16 protein-coding genes are annotated in these 16369 nt (G+C 62.6%); 7 read left to right on the top strand and 9 right to left on the bottom strand.

Annotated features, from left to right (window positions below; genetic code table 11):
- Positions 1 to 428: porin (locus tag AC1DY9_RS22345; RefSeq protein ID WP_477667687.1), on the bottom strand; the 428-nt coding region annotated here is incomplete at its 3' end.
- Positions 429 to 896: 468 nt separating this feature from the next.
- Here AC1DY9_RS22345 and AC1DY9_RS22350 point away from each other — a divergent pair.
- The 6 genes from AC1DY9_RS22350 to AC1DY9_RS22375 all read left to right on the top strand — a co-directional run bounded on the left by AC1DY9_RS22350 (position 897) and on the right by AC1DY9_RS22375 (position 6535).
- On the top strand, positions 897 to 1868 hold the full coding sequence (locus AC1DY9_RS22350) for an ABC transporter permease (RefSeq protein WP_477667688.1): 972 nt from the start codon (positions 897 to 899) through the stop codon (positions 1866 to 1868).
- 15 nt (positions 1869 to 1883) lie between these two features.
- On the top strand, positions 1884 to 2825 hold the full coding sequence (locus AC1DY9_RS22355) for an ABC transporter permease (RefSeq protein ID WP_477667689.1): 942 nt from the start codon (positions 1884 to 1886) through the stop codon (positions 2823 to 2825).
- A complete protein-coding gene (locus AC1DY9_RS22360; protein WP_457282005.1) occupies positions 2822 to 3796 on the top strand; it encodes an ABC transporter ATP-binding protein in 975 nt (324 codons plus the stop codon). Before AC1DY9_RS22355 ends, AC1DY9_RS22360 begins: the two co-directional genes overlap by 4 nt.
- Entirely contained in the window at positions 3793 to 4797 is a 1005-nt protein-coding gene (locus AC1DY9_RS22365) for an ABC transporter ATP-binding protein (protein WP_477667690.1), read from the top strand. The genes AC1DY9_RS22360 and AC1DY9_RS22365 overlap by 4 nt, the downstream gene beginning before the upstream one ends.
- Positions 4798 to 4869: 72 nt before the next feature.
- Positions 4870 to 5757, top strand: coding sequence for an AraC family ligand binding domain-containing protein (locus AC1DY9_RS22370; protein ID WP_477667691.1), 888 nt, complete (start codon positions 4870 to 4872; stop codon positions 5755 to 5757).
- Between the two features lie 70 nt (positions 5758 to 5827).
- Complete coding sequence (locus AC1DY9_RS22375) at positions 5828 to 6535, top strand: B3/B4 domain-containing protein (protein ID WP_477667692.1); 708 nt, start codon at positions 5828 to 5830, stop codon at positions 6533 to 6535.
- Between the two features lie 198 nt (positions 6536 to 6733).
- On the opposite strand, the gene AC1DY9_RS22380 is transcribed toward AC1DY9_RS22375, so the two are convergent.
- From AC1DY9_RS22380 to AC1DY9_RS22390, 3 genes are read right to left on the bottom strand one after another with little or no spacing between them, the layout of a single operon-like run.
- Positions 6734 to 8002 carry a sensor histidine kinase gene (locus tag AC1DY9_RS22380; RefSeq protein ID WP_477667693.1) on the bottom strand — a complete coding sequence of 423 codons (1269 nt, stop codon included), beginning with the start codon at positions 8000 to 8002 and terminating at the stop codon, positions 6734 to 6736.
- A 7-nt stretch (positions 8003 to 8009) separates the two neighbouring features.
- Positions 8010 to 8717 carry a response regulator transcription factor gene (locus tag AC1DY9_RS22385; RefSeq protein ID WP_477667694.1) on the bottom strand — a complete coding sequence of 236 codons (708 nt, stop codon included), beginning with the start codon at positions 8715 to 8717 and terminating at the stop codon, positions 8010 to 8012.
- 40 nt (positions 8718 to 8757) lie between these two features.
- Entirely contained in the window at positions 8758 to 9561 is an 804-nt protein-coding gene (locus tag AC1DY9_RS22390; RefSeq protein WP_477667695.1) for a MipA/OmpV family protein, read from the bottom strand.
- A 197-nt stretch (positions 9562 to 9758) separates the two neighbouring features.
- Between AC1DY9_RS22390 and AC1DY9_RS22395 the strand changes: the two genes are divergently transcribed.
- Positions 9759 to 9947: a hypothetical protein gene (locus AC1DY9_RS22395; protein ID WP_457282012.1), complete on the top strand. Its 189-nt coding sequence runs from the start codon at positions 9759 to 9761 to the stop codon at positions 9945 to 9947.
- Positions 9948 to 10110: 163 nt separating this feature from the next.
- Here AC1DY9_RS22395 and AC1DY9_RS22400 read toward each other — a convergent pair whose 3' ends face one another.
- From AC1DY9_RS22400 to AC1DY9_RS22420, 5 genes are all read right to left on the bottom strand, one after another.
- Positions 10111 to 11031 carry a hypothetical protein gene (locus AC1DY9_RS22400; RefSeq protein WP_477667696.1) on the bottom strand — a complete coding sequence of 307 codons (921 nt, stop codon included), beginning with the start codon at positions 11029 to 11031 and terminating at the stop codon, positions 10111 to 10113.
- 227 nt (positions 11032 to 11258) lie between these two features.
- Positions 11259 to 12155 carry a hypothetical protein gene (locus tag AC1DY9_RS22405; RefSeq protein WP_477667697.1) on the bottom strand — a complete coding sequence of 299 codons (897 nt, stop codon included), beginning with the start codon at positions 12153 to 12155 and terminating at the stop codon, positions 11259 to 11261.
- 108 nt (positions 12156 to 12263) lie between these two features.
- Positions 12264 to 12632, bottom strand: a complete 369-nt coding sequence (locus tag AC1DY9_RS22410) for a hypothetical protein (protein WP_477667698.1) — start codon at positions 12630 to 12632, stop codon at positions 12264 to 12266.
- A gap of 138 nt (positions 12633 to 12770) precedes the next feature.
- Positions 12771 to 13526 carry a tRNA-uridine aminocarboxypropyltransferase gene (locus AC1DY9_RS22415; protein WP_477667699.1) on the bottom strand — a complete coding sequence of 252 codons (756 nt, stop codon included), beginning with the start codon at positions 13524 to 13526 and terminating at the stop codon, positions 12771 to 12773.
- A gap of 58 nt (positions 13527 to 13584) precedes the next feature.
- Entirely contained in the window at positions 13585 to 16314 is a 2730-nt protein-coding gene (locus AC1DY9_RS22420) for a polysaccharide deacetylase family protein (RefSeq protein WP_477667700.1), read from the bottom strand.
- Positions 16315 to 16369: the final 55 nt, after the last annotated feature.

Here is a 16369-nt window from a genome sequence, read left to right on the forward strand (position 1 = left end):
GATGACGTACTCCACGTTGCGGCGATGACGTACTCCACGTTGCGGCCCAGGATCGCATAGATGGGCGTGCGGCTCGGTGCGGCCGAGTCGATGCGCCCGATATTGACCACGCCAAAATCGCCGCTGATGCCGACGTAAGAGTTGCGGTAGACGGGCGAGCTTGACGCGCCGGTATCCGAAGAGATTCCCATCTCCAGGCCAAAGAGCGCTTTCAGCCCTCCCCCCAGGTCCTCGGTTCCCTTGGCTCCGAACCGGGACGCGTTGCCCGTGATCAAAGTCTGAGTGACGGAGCCGGTCTTTGAGTTCTCAAAGCTCGTGTCCATCCTCCCGTAGATCGTTACCGTGCTTTGCGCCAGCGCGGCGACGGGGGCTATTGCGGTTATTGCGCCGGCGCCAATCGCAGCCAGGCAGGCTATCTTCAATTTCATTTCTCACTCCTGAAAAGTTTTGTAAATGGCGGCGAATCATTCGCCGCCGCATGGGTGCTCACGGGCGCAGTTCGCCCAGGTCTTTCCTGCTTCCCTCCTCGCCGACCGTCATAAATCCCGAAAAACTCGCTTGCTTTTTTGTATTGACTAGCGATACACTGTATCAAACAGCGTTACAACTAGATCATGAAGCGGTGATGACTGTCAAGAAATTTCGCGGCGCTGTTGCCGCGAATGCACAAGGTGAAAGCTGGCAAGGGTGTTGGTTGGCCTCTAAATTGCGAGTAGTTGTGCGAACGTGACGTATCAGCGGGAGGCCTCCCGCTGACTGGAGTTTTTGATGGAAGTGACGTGCAATAGAGGGTCTGTTGCGGTTTCCTTGGGTGGGAACCGCGGGCTCGAGCGAAGTAGCGTGCGATATAGGTGCTTACTGGCCCGTGTCGCAGGCAGAGATAAGGACGCAATCTGATGTTTGGGCCCATATTCCAGCGAATGCGCGACAGCCTGGTCGTCGTTGCGCTGATGTCTGCCATCGCATTTACGGGCATTCACCTCATTGGCGACCCCATACACCTGCTCGTCAGCCCGAATGCCTCCACCGAAGAGGTAGAGGTCGCGGCGCGCAGCCTGGGGCTGGACCGGCCGATATACGAACAATACGCACTGTTTGTGAAGCATGCGGTCGAGGGAGACCTTGGCAAATCGTTTGTCTTCAACCGGCCGGCGCTGGGAATTGTTCTGGAGCGCATGCCCGCAACCCTGGAGATGGCGTTTGTTGCGCTGATACTGGCACTGGCCATCGGTATCCCTCTCGGGCTCGTCGCGGGCTTGATGCCGGACTCCTGGGTTCACAAGCTCATTGCCGGATTTTCAATCGCAGGGGTCACCATTCCCACGTTCTGGAAGGGGCTCATCCTCATCCTCATCTTTTCGGTGAACCTCGGATGGCTTCCGTCAGGCGGGCGAGGCGATACCGAACAGCTCTTCGGCATCGCCTTCAGCTTCCTCACGTGGGACGGCCTCAAGCACATGATCCTTCCGGCAACGACGCTTGCGATATTCCAGATCGCCATGGTGATCCGCCTGACGGAGACCGGAACCCGCGATGTGGTGCAACAGGAATACGTGCGGTTTGCGCGCGCCAAAGGCGTGTCCGGGTTAAGGCTCCTGGCGAGACACATTGCCCCGAATGTGATGATCCCCGTTGTCACCGCCGTCGGGCTCGAGTTCGGTCACCTCATCGCTTTCTCTGTGGTGACCGAATCGGTCTTTGCATGGCCAGGCATGGGCAAACTCATCATTGACTCGATCCTCCATCTCGACAGGCCGGTTGTCGTGGCCTACCTGATGGTCACCGTTCTTCTGGTGGTCTCCATCAACCTTCTGGTGGATCTCTTGTACGTGATTCTTGATCCCCGGCTCAGAGCCCGCAGCAAATAAAAATGAGGTGACCCCATGATCCAGACCGAATCATTGAATCCGGAAGAAAAACTGGCGGACCTGCCAGTGGCGCAGCCGGCACAAACCCCGTGGAGCCGGATCCGGCGGCAATTCCTGCTCAGCAAAATTGCGTTGGTGGCGCTTGTCGTCTTTGGGCTGCTGCTCATCGTGGCACTGGGCGCACCGCTTTTCTCACCGCAAAATCCGTACGACCTGGCCGCCGTATCGATAGTGGACGCGGAACTCATCCCAGGTGCGCGCAGCGAAGCGACCGGAATGCTGCATGTCCTCGGCACCGATGGCGCCGGACGGGATCTGATCAGCGCAATCTTCTACGGGCTTCGCATCAGCATGGCTGTCGGCCTTCTCAGTGCATTGGCCGCACTTTGTATCGGAACAACAGTGGGCCTGACGGCCGCCTACTTTGGCGGACGTGTTGATTCGTTTTTCATGCGGATCGTTGACTTGCAACTGAGCCTGCCGGCCATCCTGATCGCGCTGGTACTTTTGGCATCGCTGGGCCAGGGCGTAGACAAGACCCTGCTGGCCCTGATCATTGTTCAATGGGCGTACTACGCCCGCAACGTGCGCGGGGCCGCGCTGGTGGAGCAACAAAAAGAGTATGTGGAGGCAGCGATGGGGCAAGGCTTGCCCCCCAGGCGGATCATGTTCAGGCATGTGCTGCCGAACTGCATGGGAACGCTGATCGTCACCGGCACTCTGCAGACGGCGCACGCCATCAGCCTGGAGGCAACGATGAGCTTCCTGGGCATAGGGCTTCCCCAGACAGAACCCTCGCTGGGGTTGCTGATTGCCAATGGATTCGAGTACATGCTCACGAACAAATACTGGATCTCGGTCTATCCGGGGTTGGCATTGGTGCTCCTGGTGGGGTCGATCAACCTGATCGGTGATCGTCTGCGTGTTGTTTTCAACCCCAAGCTGGATCAGGTATGAGCACAAGTGCGTTAAAGGTCAATGGGCTCACGACCCATTTCGAGACCAAGGCCGGTGTCGCCAGGGCGGTAAACGACGTTTCCTTCTCGGTCGGGCAAGGGCAAATCGTTGCCCTGGTGGGCGAGTCGGGATCGGGGAAGTCCGTGACGGCAATGTCCCTGATGAATCTGGTGGATCCTCCCGGTCGAATCGTTTCCGGTGAAATTCTCCTGCGGGGAAATAACCTGCGCTCCGTCTCCGCCCGCGAATGGAACAGGATTCGGGGTAAAGAGATGGCGATGGTTTTCCAGGACCCCATGATGTCGCTCAACCCTGTCATCCGGGTGGGAGACCAGTTGACGGAAACCATCCGGATTCACGCCAAAGTATCCCGGTCAGATGCCACGGAGCGGGCATGCGCCGCATTGGCAGCGGTGGGAATACCGGCACCAGCCGAAAGGATGCGCGCCTATCCGCATGAACTCTCGGGTGGCATGCGCCAGCGAATAGCCATCGCAAACGCCATCGTCAATGAGCCGGCCGTGATCATCGCCGACGAGCCGACGACCGCCCTGGACGTCACAATCCAGGCGCAGATCCTTTACCAGATCCGCAAGCTGACAAAAGAGCGCGGAACGGGACTGGTATGGATAACGCACGATCTGAGTGTGGTGAAAGACCTCGCCGACTACGTGTGCGTGATGTACGCCGGCCGCATTGTCGAGAAAGGCGCGGTCGCTGATGTGATCAGGTCGCCGAGACATCCTTACACACGCGGTTTGATCGACTCATTGCCCAAGTCACAGGATCGCGGCTCCCTGCTCAAGCCGATTCCCGGCAGTACGCCGCCATTGCTCAATCTGCCGTCTGGTTGCGCGTTCGCACCCCGCTGCAGCCGGGCAACGCAAGCGTGCACAAAGATGCCCGGCCTGACCCGGACAGATGACCGGGAGTTTCTTTGCTTTCATCCCTATACCACCCACAACTCATGACCACGATACTTGAAGCGGCCAATGTCTCGAAACGGTTTGGTGCCGCGCAAACCTGGAGCGGGAAACTGGCGCACAAATTGAAGCTGGCCCGCAAGACACCCAAACAGGTGTCCGCAGTGAGTGACGTCAGCCTGCAGATCGAGGCGGGGGAGGTGGTCGGCCTGGTGGGCGAGTCGGGCTGCGGAAAATCAACCTTCGGGCGAATCGTCGCGGGCATTCTGGAACCGTCCAGCGGTGACGTTATGGTTCACCAGGTGCCGGGCAAGCCCTATCTTTCGGATGTCCATCGAAACGTCCAGATGGTCTTCCAGAATCCCTACGGCTCGCTCAATCCGCGGCTGCGTGTTGATCAGCTGCTCAGTGAGGCGGCGATCTATCACGGGCTGATTTCCGCCAAGGACAAAGACTCGTTCGTGCGAGGCCTCCTGGAACAGGTGGGTCTTGACGCCAGTTACGGCGAACGCTATCCGCACCAGTTCTCGGGTGGGCAGCGGCAGCGAATCGCCATCGCAAGGGCGCTGGCCCTGAAGCCATCGCTGGTCGTCTGTGATGAAGCAGTGTCCGCGCTTGATGTGTCCATCCAGGCGCAGGTTCTCAATCTTTTCCAGAAGCTCAGGCGAGAGCAGAACCTTGCCTACCTGTTCATCAGCCATAACCTGGCCGTAGTGGAATATCTGGCCGACCGGGTGGCGATCATGTACCTTGGCCGCATCGTGGAGCTGGCCAAAACGGAAACACTCTTCAGCCAACCCAACCACCCCTACACAAAGGCGCTCATTGCCGACGCGCCGCGCATGGATGCAAAACCGCTGACGTACAGGCCGATTGCGGGCGAGATGCCGAGCCCGATGAACGTGCCCAGTGGCTGCGCGTTTCACCCCCGGTGTCCGCATGTCATGCCCATTTGCCGGGAAGTCCGGCCGGCCCTGATCGAAGTCGCGCCGTCGCAAATATCGGCCTGCCATCTGAATACCACCGCTTTAAAAGCCGCGGAGCCCTGACGCCAGGGCGCCGTCTTGAGAGGGCGCCACTAGGGCTGGCGCGCCGCGCATTCCCGAGGCATCATGACGCCCATGCCCTCCGCATCCGCATCATCCGCCCACCAGGGCCGTGTCTTCGGCTCGCCGTGGGCGGGCATCTACGCCACGCAGATGGAAAGCGCGCGCCACTTCGGCCGCCACTGGCACTCCGTCTATGGCGTAGGGCTGATGGAGCAGGGCGCGCAAAGCTCGGCCAGTGGCCGCGGCCCGGTTGATGCTTATGCAGGTGACGTCATCATGTGCAACCCCGGTGAAGTGCATGACGGCCGGCCGTTGGGCGGCCCTTCGCGGCGCTGGCGCATGCTGTACTTTGAGCCTGCGGTCATCGCGTCCCTTGTGGCTGATGCGGAAGACACCTCGCGGGCCACTGACATCGAACTCACGCGCCCCGTCGCGCGGGACGTGCGCCTGCGCACAGCATTGCAACACCTGCTCGGCCACCTGCAGCAGTGGGACGCCGGTGCGGGGCGCCGCGGTGCAGATCCCCTCGCGTGTGAAGAGGCGCTGGTCCGCGCCTGTGCCTTGCTGCTGCACCGTCATGCCGTTTCACCTGTCACGCAATCGCAAGTCTCATCGTCCACCTCACCTTCTTCGCCTGAGCTGCACCGCGCCCGCGACCACCTGGCCGCCGACCTGCTCGCCCCGCCCACATTGACGGAGCTGGCGCACTCGGCCGGGCTCAGCAAGTTTCAGCTGCTGCGCCGTTTTGAAAGGGCCTTCGGCCTCACGCCCCACGCCTGGTTGCTGCAGCAGCGTGCCGAGCGAGCGCGCGGCCTCATCCGCGGCGGCGCCGGGCTGGCGCAGGCAGCTGCGGCCTGCGGCTTTGCCGACCAGAGCCATATGACGCGGCTGTTCGCCCGCCAGTTCGGCTTCACGCCCGGCGCCTGGCAGCAGGCCATGGCCAAAAGCTCGCTGCAATAACGTTCAAGACGGCTGGTGCGCGCGGCGGCATGCTGGCCGCTGTTTCACTTTTTAAAAAAGGCAGCCGCGCATGTTCTTCCGCCATTCCCCGGCTATCTGGGCCGACTACCCCGAGCTGGTGCCCGGTGTGCTGGCCGCCAGCGGCATCACCGCCGATGCAGACGTCTCCGCCCAGGTCGCCCGTTTCAACGCCATTGCTGCCGGCCGCCTTGCCGGCTGTGCTGAAGGCGAGCTGCCCGAAGTGCAGGCCTGGCGCCGCACTTTTTCCAAAATGGGCCACAAGCCCACGCAGTACCGCTGCGCGTCTGAATCACTGCTGCGCCGCTTCCGCAAGGAAGGTTCGCTGCCGCAGCTGCATCCGCTGGTTGACCTGTGCAACGCCGTGTCGATCGCGTTCGCCATTCCCGTCGCCGTGTTTGACGTGGCCCGGGTGGCGCAGCAGCTGGAGGTGCGCTACGCCACCGGCGTTGAAAGCTACCAGGCCTTCAGCGGCGAAACAGAAAGCCCCGAGCCGCATGAAGTCATCTTTGCCGACGCAGCACAGCCGCCCGCAGCTCACGCCCGCCGCTGGACCCACCGGCAAAGYGGCCTCTCGGCGGTCAGCGCCGCGACGCACAGCGTGCTCATCGTGGCCGAAGCCCTGCACGCCACGGCGGCAGACGACGTGCGCCGCCTCATCAGCACACTCGCTGCCGAGCTGGCCGCCGCCTGGCCGGCCGCGCCTGTCACCACGGTACTGAGCAGCAGCGCGCCGCAGTTTGATTTTCCGGGTGGATAAAGGTCGCAGGGTCTGATTGAGGTCTTTTCAAGGCATTTTCAGGCATAAAAAGTGGCTGCAACCCAATAAGAATGTGCGCAAGCAGCTATTAATTTGGTAGCAACATGGGGCCGTCCTGCCCGCCCGGCGTTGCTGCCGCCCTGCGTTACCCCGCGTCTTTTCCGGGCACGGTGAATGCCTGAAACCAGAAGCTGGAAACTAGAAGCGGATATCCACCACCGAACCTTTGCTCACCGCTGACGAAATGGCCAGCGACCATTTGAAGCGCTCGCAGATCCGCTTCGTCAAAAACAGCCCCAGCCCCCGGCCGCCGCCGGGCTTCATGGACGTCTGCAAGGCCGCGCTGTAGCTGCGCGCGGCCTCCACCGCGTCGAAGCCTTCGCCGGAGTCGCTCACCCGCAGCCTGTGTGCGGTCAGGCTGACCGTGACGTCCCCCTTCTGCGTGTTCTCGGCCGCATTTCTCAGGAGGTTGGCAATGACGATCCTGACCATCGCTTCCGGCGCATTGACCGAAAGGCTCACGCACTCGACCAGCACAAAGCGCGCGGGCTTGAAGGCCAGCAGGTGCTCATGGTCCTGCATCAGCTCCTGCAAAATCAGGTCGACCCGGGTGGTCTCCACCCTTGCGTTGCCATCCGGCTCGCGCGACAGGTAAAGCAGGGCGCCCATGGTTTCGGTCAGGTTGTCGACCGTGCCGCGAATCCGGTCCAGCGGGCCTTTGGCCTGCGTGGGCAACGCCTGTTTGGCCAGCACGTCCACCGCGCCGCTGATCACCGCGACCGGGGTGCGGAACTCATGGCTGGCCTGGTCCAGCAGGCTGCGTTCCCGCTCGATGAAGCGCTCCACCCTTTCAAGGTGGCGGTTGACCTGTACCGCGATGTCGTGCAGCTCCGCCTGCGGGTAATCGACCGACAGCCGCTGCGACGGCTGTTCCGGGTCCAGCGCTTCCATGTGCTGCGCCAGGGCCCTGGCCGGCTTGCGCAGGCTGCCGTGAAGCCACAGCAGCGTGGCGCCCACCAGCGCCAGGTTGACCAGCACAAAGATCAAGCCCCCGATGCCCACCTTGTTCTGCAGCTGCTCGATGTCGGTCATGTCAATGACGGTGACCACGCGGCCGTCCGCGACCGGCGTGACCAGGGCCGCGTAGTCGTGCTCGTCAAACCGGTCCAGATCCTGTTCGCTGTAGAACCCGGCGGGCAGCGTGGCCAGGTAGGGCGGCATGTCGGCGGGCAAGGCCGTGCCGCTCTTGAGGTGCCATCCCTTGTAGGCGCCCTGTGTCGGCAAAGGCACGGGCTGCTTGCCCCTGCTGCCGGCAATGTAATGCTGGGTGGTCGAGCGCAGTATCTGCTCCCATACCGGGTGCGTGATCATCACCTGGCCGAAGCCCACCGAGACACTGACCCCCAGGGCCAGCAACACCCCGAAAGCGACGAACAGGGCGCTGATGCGCCAATGCAGGTCGAACATGCGTGGTTTATTCGCCATCCTGCACCCGCAAGCTGTAGCCCTGCCCGAGCACGGTGTGCAGGATTTTCGGGGTGCCCTCGCCATCGACCTCTTTGCGCAGCAGGTGCATATGCGACCTCAGGATGTCCTTGTCCAGTGTGCGTTCGCCCCAGATCTGCGACTCCAGGTGTTCGCGGCTCACGACGTGCGGCGAGCGTCGCATCAAGACCTCCAGTATCTGCCGCTTGATCGGTGACAGCGACAGTTCGCGGTCTCCCCGGGTCACGACCAGCGACTGCAGGTTGAAGCGCAGGTCGCCGACTTCCAGCACCTGCCCCGGGGCCTGCGCCGCATGGCTGCGCGTCACCAGCACCCGCAGCCGCATTTCAAGTTCCGGCAACGCGATGGGTTTGACGAGGTAGTCGTCGGCCCCGGCTTCAAAGCCCTGCAGCTTGTTGTCCAGCTGGTCTTTGGCCGTCAGCATGATCACCGGCGTCCTGGACTTGAGTTCGCCCCGAAGCTGCGTGAGCATCGTCAGGCCGTCCATGCGCGGCATCATCCAGTCCAGCACGATCGCGTCGTAGTGATTCGCCTGCACCATGCCCAGCCCCGATTTGCCATCGGGCGCGGCGTCGGGCTTGTGGCCGCAGGCTTCCAGGTAGTCGTAGATATTCGCCGCCATGGGCGCGTTGTCCTCGACGATCAGGATGCTCAAGGGGCCTTCAATCATGTTCATCTCGGTCCTCTATCTCGGTCGCGTGGTGGCGCGGCGGGTGTCAGAATTTCCTCGAAACCCCGACAAAAACAGAAGTTACTCCATTAGCGTCCCTGTCCACCAAGGGGCTGTTGCGGATCTTGTTTGGCAGCGCGCTGTAAGACAGGCCGCCCGCCAGAATCCACTTGTCGGCAAAGGGCCGCATCACCTCAATACCGACACGCGGAATCACCGCGCTGCCCGGCTTGTAGTTCACCACACCGCGGGCGACTTCCGTGTCCAGTGTTCCGTAGTAATAGTTGGCCAGCTTGGCCGAGTAATGGCTGACCGCAATGTTGGGCGTGATCGTGGTTGACCCCCACTGCAGCGGATAGCCGTATTTGGCCGAGGCCTCGTAACCCTTGCTCGTGCCCGACACATCGGCCTTCAGCGCCAGCTCCACCACGCCCATCTGGCCCTTGAAGGACCCGGCAATCCCCAGGTCCAGGCCGCCGTCGCGGTCTTCCAGCAGGTTGCGGTTGATGCCCCGGGCCGCAAGCTCGGCTACGCCGAAATCATCTTTCTTGATGCCGCCCAGCCGGGCACCCAGCGTGGCATCAAATGTGAAACCGTCGCGGCTGAGCAAGTGGTAGCCCCCGCTGATGCCGCGCCAGAAGAACTTCTCGCCCTGGTAGCTGATCAGCGGCACTGCGCGCAGTTTGGTGCTTTCGCCCGCGTAAATGTCGGTTCGGGCCGCCACGCCCACACCCAGGCCCCAAGGTGAAGCCCCGGGCTCGGGCTTCGGCTGCGCATAAGCACCCGTAACGCCCGTGAGCGCCGACAGCAACACCACACCGGCGGGAACAACAACAGATTTGCACTTCATAGGGAGATTTCCTCTGGGACGGTTTTTGGAAAAAGGCCGCCGGCGGATCGCCAGGCTGGACGCACTGTGCCGCTCCGCTGTCGCGGAGATGTCGCGGCCGGATGCCGTGTGGAAGCACGCATCGCGACATCCCGGCGACAGCCAGCGCCCACCATTAGCGCTTTTGCTTTCCCTTTTTTGAAACCGGACCCATCAGGATGACAAAACGCCAAGCCCGCCCTTACGCCGCACCTTCCCCGGCCGCCAAGCCCGCAGCCCGCGCCGAAACAAACCCGCACCCGCTCAAGCGCGACCCTTCCGCCACGGCCGCGCTGCCGCTTTTTTCGATGTTTTTTTTGGGCGCATGGACTGGCAAGCCCGGCGCGTTGCGCGGGCGCAAGCGGTGAGGAGGTGATGCCGGGAAAGGTGGTGCTCGGGCTGCGGGTCCGCCAACCTCAATGCGCAACGCTATCTTAAGTGGCTGCAGCCCAATAAGGCTGTGCGCGAGCAGCTATTAATTCAGGAGCAAATAGCGGCCGCCCACGGTAACCAGCCGTGGCCTGCTTTGAGTTACTTCTCCGTGCCGGGAAAGTACGGCGCGCCCTGCATCGCCGTCAGCGGCAGATAGAAAGTTTTCACCGGCGCCAGCGGCGCATTGCGCACCACCACCTTGCCCAAGGCTGCGGCGGCTTTGTCCTGGGCTTCTTCTTCGCTGCCCTCTTCCGCCGGGCGTTTGGCGCCCGGCACCAGCGCCGGCCGTATGCAGGCTGCGCGTATGCCTTCGAGGATCTCGCCCGGCAGCTCGTCGCGTTTGCCAAAGCGGCTGCCGTCTACATGCAGCACGCTGCCTTTCAGCGTGGCAGACAGGTTCAGCGGCGGGTTGCCAAACGACTGGTCGTAGCCCACGGCCAGCGTGTTCGCATCGCCGCGCCGGTACTGCACCACGCGCAGCCGTTTGGGCTGGCGGTTGGCGTCCACCTCCACGTCGCCTATATAAAAGTAGCGCACCTGTGCCGCCGGCAGGGGCGGCAGCTTGTAGCTGTCAGACCAGTTGTTCTGGTCTGACTTGAACAGCGGGCGCAGCGTGGTGGGCAGCGCGTCGTTGCCGGAAGTGGCAAACACGGCAGACGTTGCGTTCGAAAGCGAATAGCCGTGAAAGTCAAACGCCACAGTCTCCTTCTGCTCAGGCACCTGCTTGCCAAAGGCGGGGAAGATCGCGCCGTTTTGCCGCACTTCCTGCAGGCGCACGCCGTTGCCCTCGGCCTTCCAGCGCCCGCCGGCCAGCATGTCGAGCGAGCCGCCCATGAAGGTAAAGCAAAAGGTGTTGTCGTCCAGCAGCATCAGCTGCGCACGCGAGTCGACCGAGCCCTGCGTGTAGCCACCCACATACGGCTTTTCAGCCGCGGTCAGCGCCTGCGCGCCGGCCATCGGCAGCAAGGTGAGGGCGAAGGCGGCAAGTGCGGTGCCAAGAGGCTGGGAGATGGAGCGCATGGGCAGTGAGTCCGGTGGGGGTTGAAGCCAATGAATGTATTACAGCGGGTGCCCTGGCTGCGCCGGTATCAATAACAGCGCTGCGGTGCGCGGCAGTGGCCCGGGGCGAAGGAGGCAGCCCTGTTGGGTTTCTTCAAGCATAAAAAATGCCTGTAGCCCAATAGGAGTCTGCGCGAACAGCTATTAATTTGGTAGCAAATTGCGCCCGCCGCAGCGACACATCCAGCCTACTTGTCTTCAGAAAAATACGCCGCGCCCTGCAGGGCCGTCAGCGGCAGATAGAAGGTTTTCACAGGCACCAGCGGTGGCTGTTTCACGGACGTCGCGCGTCCGGCCGCTATCTCTGCGGCTTCTTCTTCGCTGGGGCGTTTGGCCTCCGCCAGCGCGGGCCGTATGCAGGCCGAGCGTATTCTTTCCAGAGCCCTTTCCGGCAGCTCTTTGCGCGCGCCAAAGCGGCTGCCGTCTACTTGCAGAACATCGTCTTTCAGCGTGGCAAGCTGGTTCAGCGGCGGGTTGCCAAACGCCGGGTTGTAGCCCACGCGCAGCGTGTTCGCATCGCCACGCCGGTACTGCACCACGCGCAGCTGCTTGGGCTGGCCGTTGGCATCCACTTCCGCGTCGGCTATATAAAAGTAGCGCACCTGCGCCACCGGCATGGGCGGCAGCTTGTAGCTGGAAGACCAGCCGTTGTGGCCGTCCTTGAAAAGCCGGCGCAGACTGGTGGGCAAGGTCTCGTCGGCGCCCGTGGCAAACGCGGCCGACACCGCGCGAGAGAGCGAATGGCCGTGAAAGTCAAACTCCACGGGCCCTTTCTCAGGCAGCACCGCCCTGCCAAAGACGGGGAAGACGGAGCCGTTCTGTCGCACTTCCTGCAGACGCACGCCGTTGCCTTCAGCCTTCCAGCGCCCGCCGGCCAGCATGTCGAGCGAGCCGCCCATGAAACTAAAACAAAACGTGTTGTCGTCCAGCAGCATCAGCTGCGCACGCGAATCGACCGAGCCCTGGGTGTAGCCACCGACATACGGCTGTTCAGCCGGGGTAACAGCCTGYGCGCCAGCCAGCGGCAGCAAGGTGAGGGCGAAGGTGGCGAGCGTGGTGCAAAGAGGCCGGGAGCTTGGGCGCATGGGTATCCAGGTGATGTGAAAGGGTGAGGAAGGCAGTGAATGTATTACAGCGGCCGCCCAGCGGCGCCGGGCTCAATGCAAGCAGATGTCAGCGCGCGGACTAAGGCACTAAGGCACAAAGCGCGAAGCCACAAACGCCAGCCCCGCCAGCCAGCCCCACAGCAGCGCCGTCACCAGCCGGTTGCGTTCGTTTTCATGGTGCGTCATGAAGAGGTGGCCCAGCAGCCAGGTGATGCCCTTGAAGCCAAACAGCAGCCCGATGAGAACGGCCGTGCCGACGTAGACACCGTGCATCCACAGCGGAATCGACATAAAAAAGTACGCCACACCGCGCGACGGGTAAATCAGGTACATGCCCAGAAACAGTGACACCTCAAAAAGCGGCACCGCCACCAGCGCAGCTACCAGCCGCCACAGCAGGCCTTCGCTTTCGTCAGGGGCCGGCCGGCGCTTGCGCAGATAAGGGGGTCTATCCATGGGGTGGGACTATAACTGCGTGGCGTGGCTTCACCAGCAGGGGCCGCGGTCCGGCTTTGCCGGCCGCAAGGCGCCCGTCCCCTGCAAGGGGAGAGGGGGCTACACGCAGTGAGCCTCAACAGGGGTGTGCCAGTCCCTTCAGGGGTGAGCCAATTTGCGGAGCTGAAGATGCGCCGCATCTTCCAGATCCAGCGGCTGCTGCTGCTTGGCTTTTAAATAGCGGTTGGTAAACACATCCAGGTAGGCCTCCAGCGTTTGCGCCGCATGCGTTTCACCGGCCAGTTCCAGGCACAGGGCGGCCACTTCAGACGTGCAAAAGTGCGTGTCGCGCTGCGAACGCCGCAGCTTGTAGCGAGAGAGCTGTTCGCTCTGCAAACTCAGCACCGGCAAATGGTTGAGGTAGGGGCTCTTGCGAAACATCTTTCGCGCCTCGGGCCAGGTCGCGTCGAGCAGCACAAACAGTGGGCGTTTGGCATTCTGGCTATCTGATGAGCCGGCAGGCAACACATCCGCCACCACCCGCTCAGCCGCCACAAACTCGCCCGGAAACACCAGGTAGGGCTGCCACTGCGGATCCGCCAGCAGGGCCAGCAGCGCAGGGTCAACCTCGGTGCGCGCCCACTCAAACGCAAACGTGTCCGCCACCACGTCGGCAATCAGCCAGCCCGTGTTGCTGGGTTTCAGCGCCTCGATGTCGGCCATGACCAGGCACACACCCGCGCGCGTGGACACGCTGGGGCGCAGGGCGCACATGCAGTGGCTGGGCATCAGGCGACAACCGGCGCAGCGCACATTGCGCGGGCCGCCGCGGGCGAGGAAGGGTTTGGAGGCGCGCGCCAGACGCGCAGTGCGCAGCCGGGAAACTGCGTGAGCGGCTGGGGAGGTGGAAGTCATAGGCAGAGTATCGCCAAATCGCCCCAGGCCACTTCAACTCCAGCCTGCTTCAGCAGCATCAGGCCTTCTCAAGCTCCTGTTTCGCATGGGTTGCGCCCGGCCCGTTCGGTGCCAGCTCCAGGTAGTTGCGAAAAGCCTTCTTCGCCTTCTCGCCGTCGCCTGCCCGCGCATGGGCGTCGCCCAGGTTCAGGTAGGCAATCGCACGTGATGGGTCCATCTTCACGGTGTTCTCAAACCAGCGCGCCGCTTCCTTGAACTTGTCTTGCTTGAAATACACAAACCCCAGGTTGTTGGCGGCCAGTGCAAAGTCGGGGCGCAGCTTCAGCGCTTCGGTGAACTGGGCTTCGGCTTCGGCATACAGCTTTTCTTTATAGAGCTGCAGGCCGCGGTCATTGGCGCGCTGGGCCAGTTGCCGAGCCGAGCTGGGCACCGCCAGCGGCGTGGTGATCTTTTGTTCACCACCCTGCAGGTCTTTCACCACCACGGTTGCCGTGGGCGGCGCCGTCACCGGCGCATCGCTGCCGGCAGTCGGCGCCGCAGCGGGCGGGCGTGTGGCGTCCAGCTTGCTGTTCAGCGCAATCGCATCGCCAGACAGCTGGCTTGTCTGCGCGCTCAAAAACTCGGCCTCTGCCGGCAGCGCAAACACAAAGTCGCCGCCTTCCGAGCCCGGCAGGCTGCCAAAGGCCGGCGTCTGCCGCGATACCGACGCCACGGCCGGCGCTACATACGCGGCCAGCTCGGTCGCGGTGATCAGGCCGTCGCCGTTCAGGTCGGCCTTGCCGCCCATCGCCTGCAGCAGCGTCCAGGTAAACACCGAATGCCCGTTCGGCCCGCCGTCGGCTACCAGCTGGTCGGCGCCGCCGGCCGTCAGCATCTGCCGGCCCAGGCGCTTCGCGTTGTCGCGCAGAAAGTTGCCAGAGCCCGCGCCGCGCGTCAAGCCCAGCCCGCTGTAGCAGGCGTCCATCACAAACAGCACATGCTTGGCCGTCAGGCTTTCGGCAATGTTCTGCAGCTCCGTCATCGGCACCGCATCCGTCGCGATCTTGTTCGGGTCTGAATCTGCCGGAATGATGTAACCCAAATCGCGGCCCGAGCTCAGCTGCCGTGTGGCGCCGTGCCCGGCAAAGAACACAAACAGCCGGTCGTTCTTTTTCATGCCGCTGTGCGCCAGCTTGTCGTGAAAGGCGGCCAATATGCCGGTGCGTGTGGCCTCACGGTTTTCCAAAGAGATCACGTGGTCCGCGGCAAAGCCAAACCGCTGGATCAACGTTTCGCGAATGGCACGCGCATCGCGCACCGCGTACTGCAGCTTGGGCCAGCTGGCGTAGTCGTCAATGCCAATCACAATGGCCCACGAATCGCTGTAGCCCGGGTTGGCCGCCTGCGGGGCGGGCGCCACGCCAGTGCCTTTGGCCACGGTAAAGCCGCTGCCGTCCCAGCTCGCAAACTGGTAGCCGTCGGCCACTAGGCGCTCCAGAATGGCCGGCAGCGCCTTCACCGTGCGTTCATGAATGTCATGAAACAGCACAATGCCGCGGCCTTCTTTTTCTACCGACTTCAGCACGCGTTCCACAATCGAGCTGGGCACCGGGTCAGCCCAGTCGAGCGAGTCAATGTTCCACATGACAGAGCGCAGGTGCGCGGCCGACAGCACGTCCAGCCCTTCGTCATTGCGCGCGCCATACGGAAAGCGAAAGAGCGGCGAGCGCCGCGCATCCACTGCCTTCAGCAATTCATCAGTGCCCAACATTTCTGATTTGAGGCCCGCACCATTGAGCCTGGAAAGCTGCGCATGCGTCATGCTGTGGTTGGCCAGCGTGTGGCCGGCTTCCAGCAGCTTGCGGCTGATGTCTGCGCGCGGCCCCAGTTTGGTTTTGCCGTCAGCTGCCACCGTGCCCAGGTTGCTGCCCACCTGAAAGAAGATGCCCGGCGCACCGTATTGCTTCAAGATGGCCGCAATCTCATTCGTGTAAACGCCGTGCGGGCCGTCGTCAAACGTCAGCACAATCGTCTTGGGCGGCAGGCTGTAGCCAAAAACCTCGCCCTCTTCTTCATCTTTGCTTTTGCGCGTGGTGGGCTTGGGCAGCGCGTAAGGCATCACCACGCCAAAGTCTTTCAAGATCTGCTCGCGCGTGTAGCGCTTCTTCAGGCTGGCAACGTAGTCTTCCCAGCGCTCTCGTTTCAGCTCAATCGCCCGCGGCTCAAAGCGGCCGAACACCAGGCGAATTTCTTTCTCGTAGTTGCGCTCAATCTCCACCAGCGCATCCAGGTCTTCACCAATGCGCTTGTGCAGCTTGATGGCCGGGAGTGACGAGTCAGCCGCCACGCTGGTTTGCAGGCTGCGCAGCAGCTCCCGAAAAGCCAGCCGGTCAGCGTCAAAGAGGCTCTTGTCGCTTTCCACATAGTCCAGGATTCCCGCAATCGCATCAAAGCGCTGCGCACTGCCAGAAGCCACCAGCGCCGCCAGCTGCGCCTCAATCTCGGCCGCGCGCGCACGGTTGTCATGAAACAGCCCCTGCCCCACCTGGTTGGCCATGGCCCGCTCACCCGCCCCCAGCTTCTTCTCGTCGGCGAATAGCACGATGATTTTGCGGTAGCTGGCCAGCAGGTCCTGCATGCCCGTCAGGATTTTGCTGGTGTCTAGTGGTGCGGCCGCCAGGGCCGCGGCAGGCGGTGGTGCGCCGTTCTTGCTACGGTCAGAGTCAAGGGTAATGACGATGGCGGTGGCCACTACCAGTAACAGGGTTCCTCCGGCTGCGGCGAGGGCGATCTTGGTTTTATTGTTCATGGGTTGTTTTTATTCGGCCCGGGGCTGGGCTTTTTTCCGAATCTACCATTGAGCG

Source organism: Polaromonas sp. P1_F6 (assembly GCF_056405695.1).

Excerpts from the sequence above, each read along its gene's own strand:
- AC1DY9_RS22360 (WP_457282005.1), top strand. The coding sequence starts at position 2,822 with ATGAGCACAAGTGCGTTAAAGGTCAATGGGCTCACGACCCATTTCGAG.
- AC1DY9_RS22355 (WP_477667689.1), top strand. The coding sequence starts at position 1,884 with ATGATCCAGACCGAATCATTGAATCCGGAAGAAAAACTGGCGGACCTG.
- AC1DY9_RS22400 (WP_477667696.1), bottom strand. The coding sequence starts at position 11,031 with ATGCGCTCCATCTCCCAGCCTCTTGGCACCGCACTTGCCGCCTTCGCC.
- AC1DY9_RS22370 (WP_477667691.1), top strand. The coding sequence starts at position 4,870 with ATGCCCTCCGCATCCGCATCATCCGCCCACCAGGGCCGTGTCTTCGGC.
- AC1DY9_RS22415 (WP_477667699.1), bottom strand. The coding sequence starts at position 13,526 with ATGACTTCCACCTCCCCAGCCGCTCACGCAGTTTCCCGGCTGCGCACT.
- AC1DY9_RS22385 (WP_477667694.1), bottom strand. The coding sequence starts at position 8,717 with ATGAACATGATTGAAGGCCCCTTGAGCATCCTGATCGTCGAGGACAAC.
- AC1DY9_RS22420 (WP_477667700.1), bottom strand. The coding sequence starts at position 16,314 with ATGAACAATAAAACCAAGATCGCCCTCGCCGCAGCCGGAGGAACCCTG.
- AC1DY9_RS22410 (WP_477667698.1), bottom strand. The coding sequence starts at position 12,632 with ATGGATAGACCCCCTTATCTGCGCAAGCGCCGGCCGGCCCCTGACGAA.
- AC1DY9_RS22390 (WP_477667695.1), bottom strand. The coding sequence starts at position 9,561 with ATGAAGTGCAAATCTGTTGTTGTTCCCGCCGGTGTGGTGTTGCTGTCG.
- AC1DY9_RS22365 (WP_477667690.1), top strand. The coding sequence starts at position 3,793 with ATGACCACGATACTTGAAGCGGCCAATGTCTCGAAACGGTTTGGTGCC.
- AC1DY9_RS22350 (WP_477667688.1), top strand. The coding sequence starts at position 897 with ATGTTTGGGCCCATATTCCAGCGAATGCGCGACAGCCTGGTCGTCGTT.
- AC1DY9_RS22380 (WP_477667693.1), bottom strand. The coding sequence starts at position 8,002 with ATGTTCGACCTGCATTGGCGCATCAGCGCCCTGTTCGTCGCTTTCGGG.
- AC1DY9_RS22395 (WP_457282012.1), top strand. The coding sequence starts at position 9,759 with ATGACAAAACGCCAAGCCCGCCCTTACGCCGCACCTTCCCCGGCCGCC.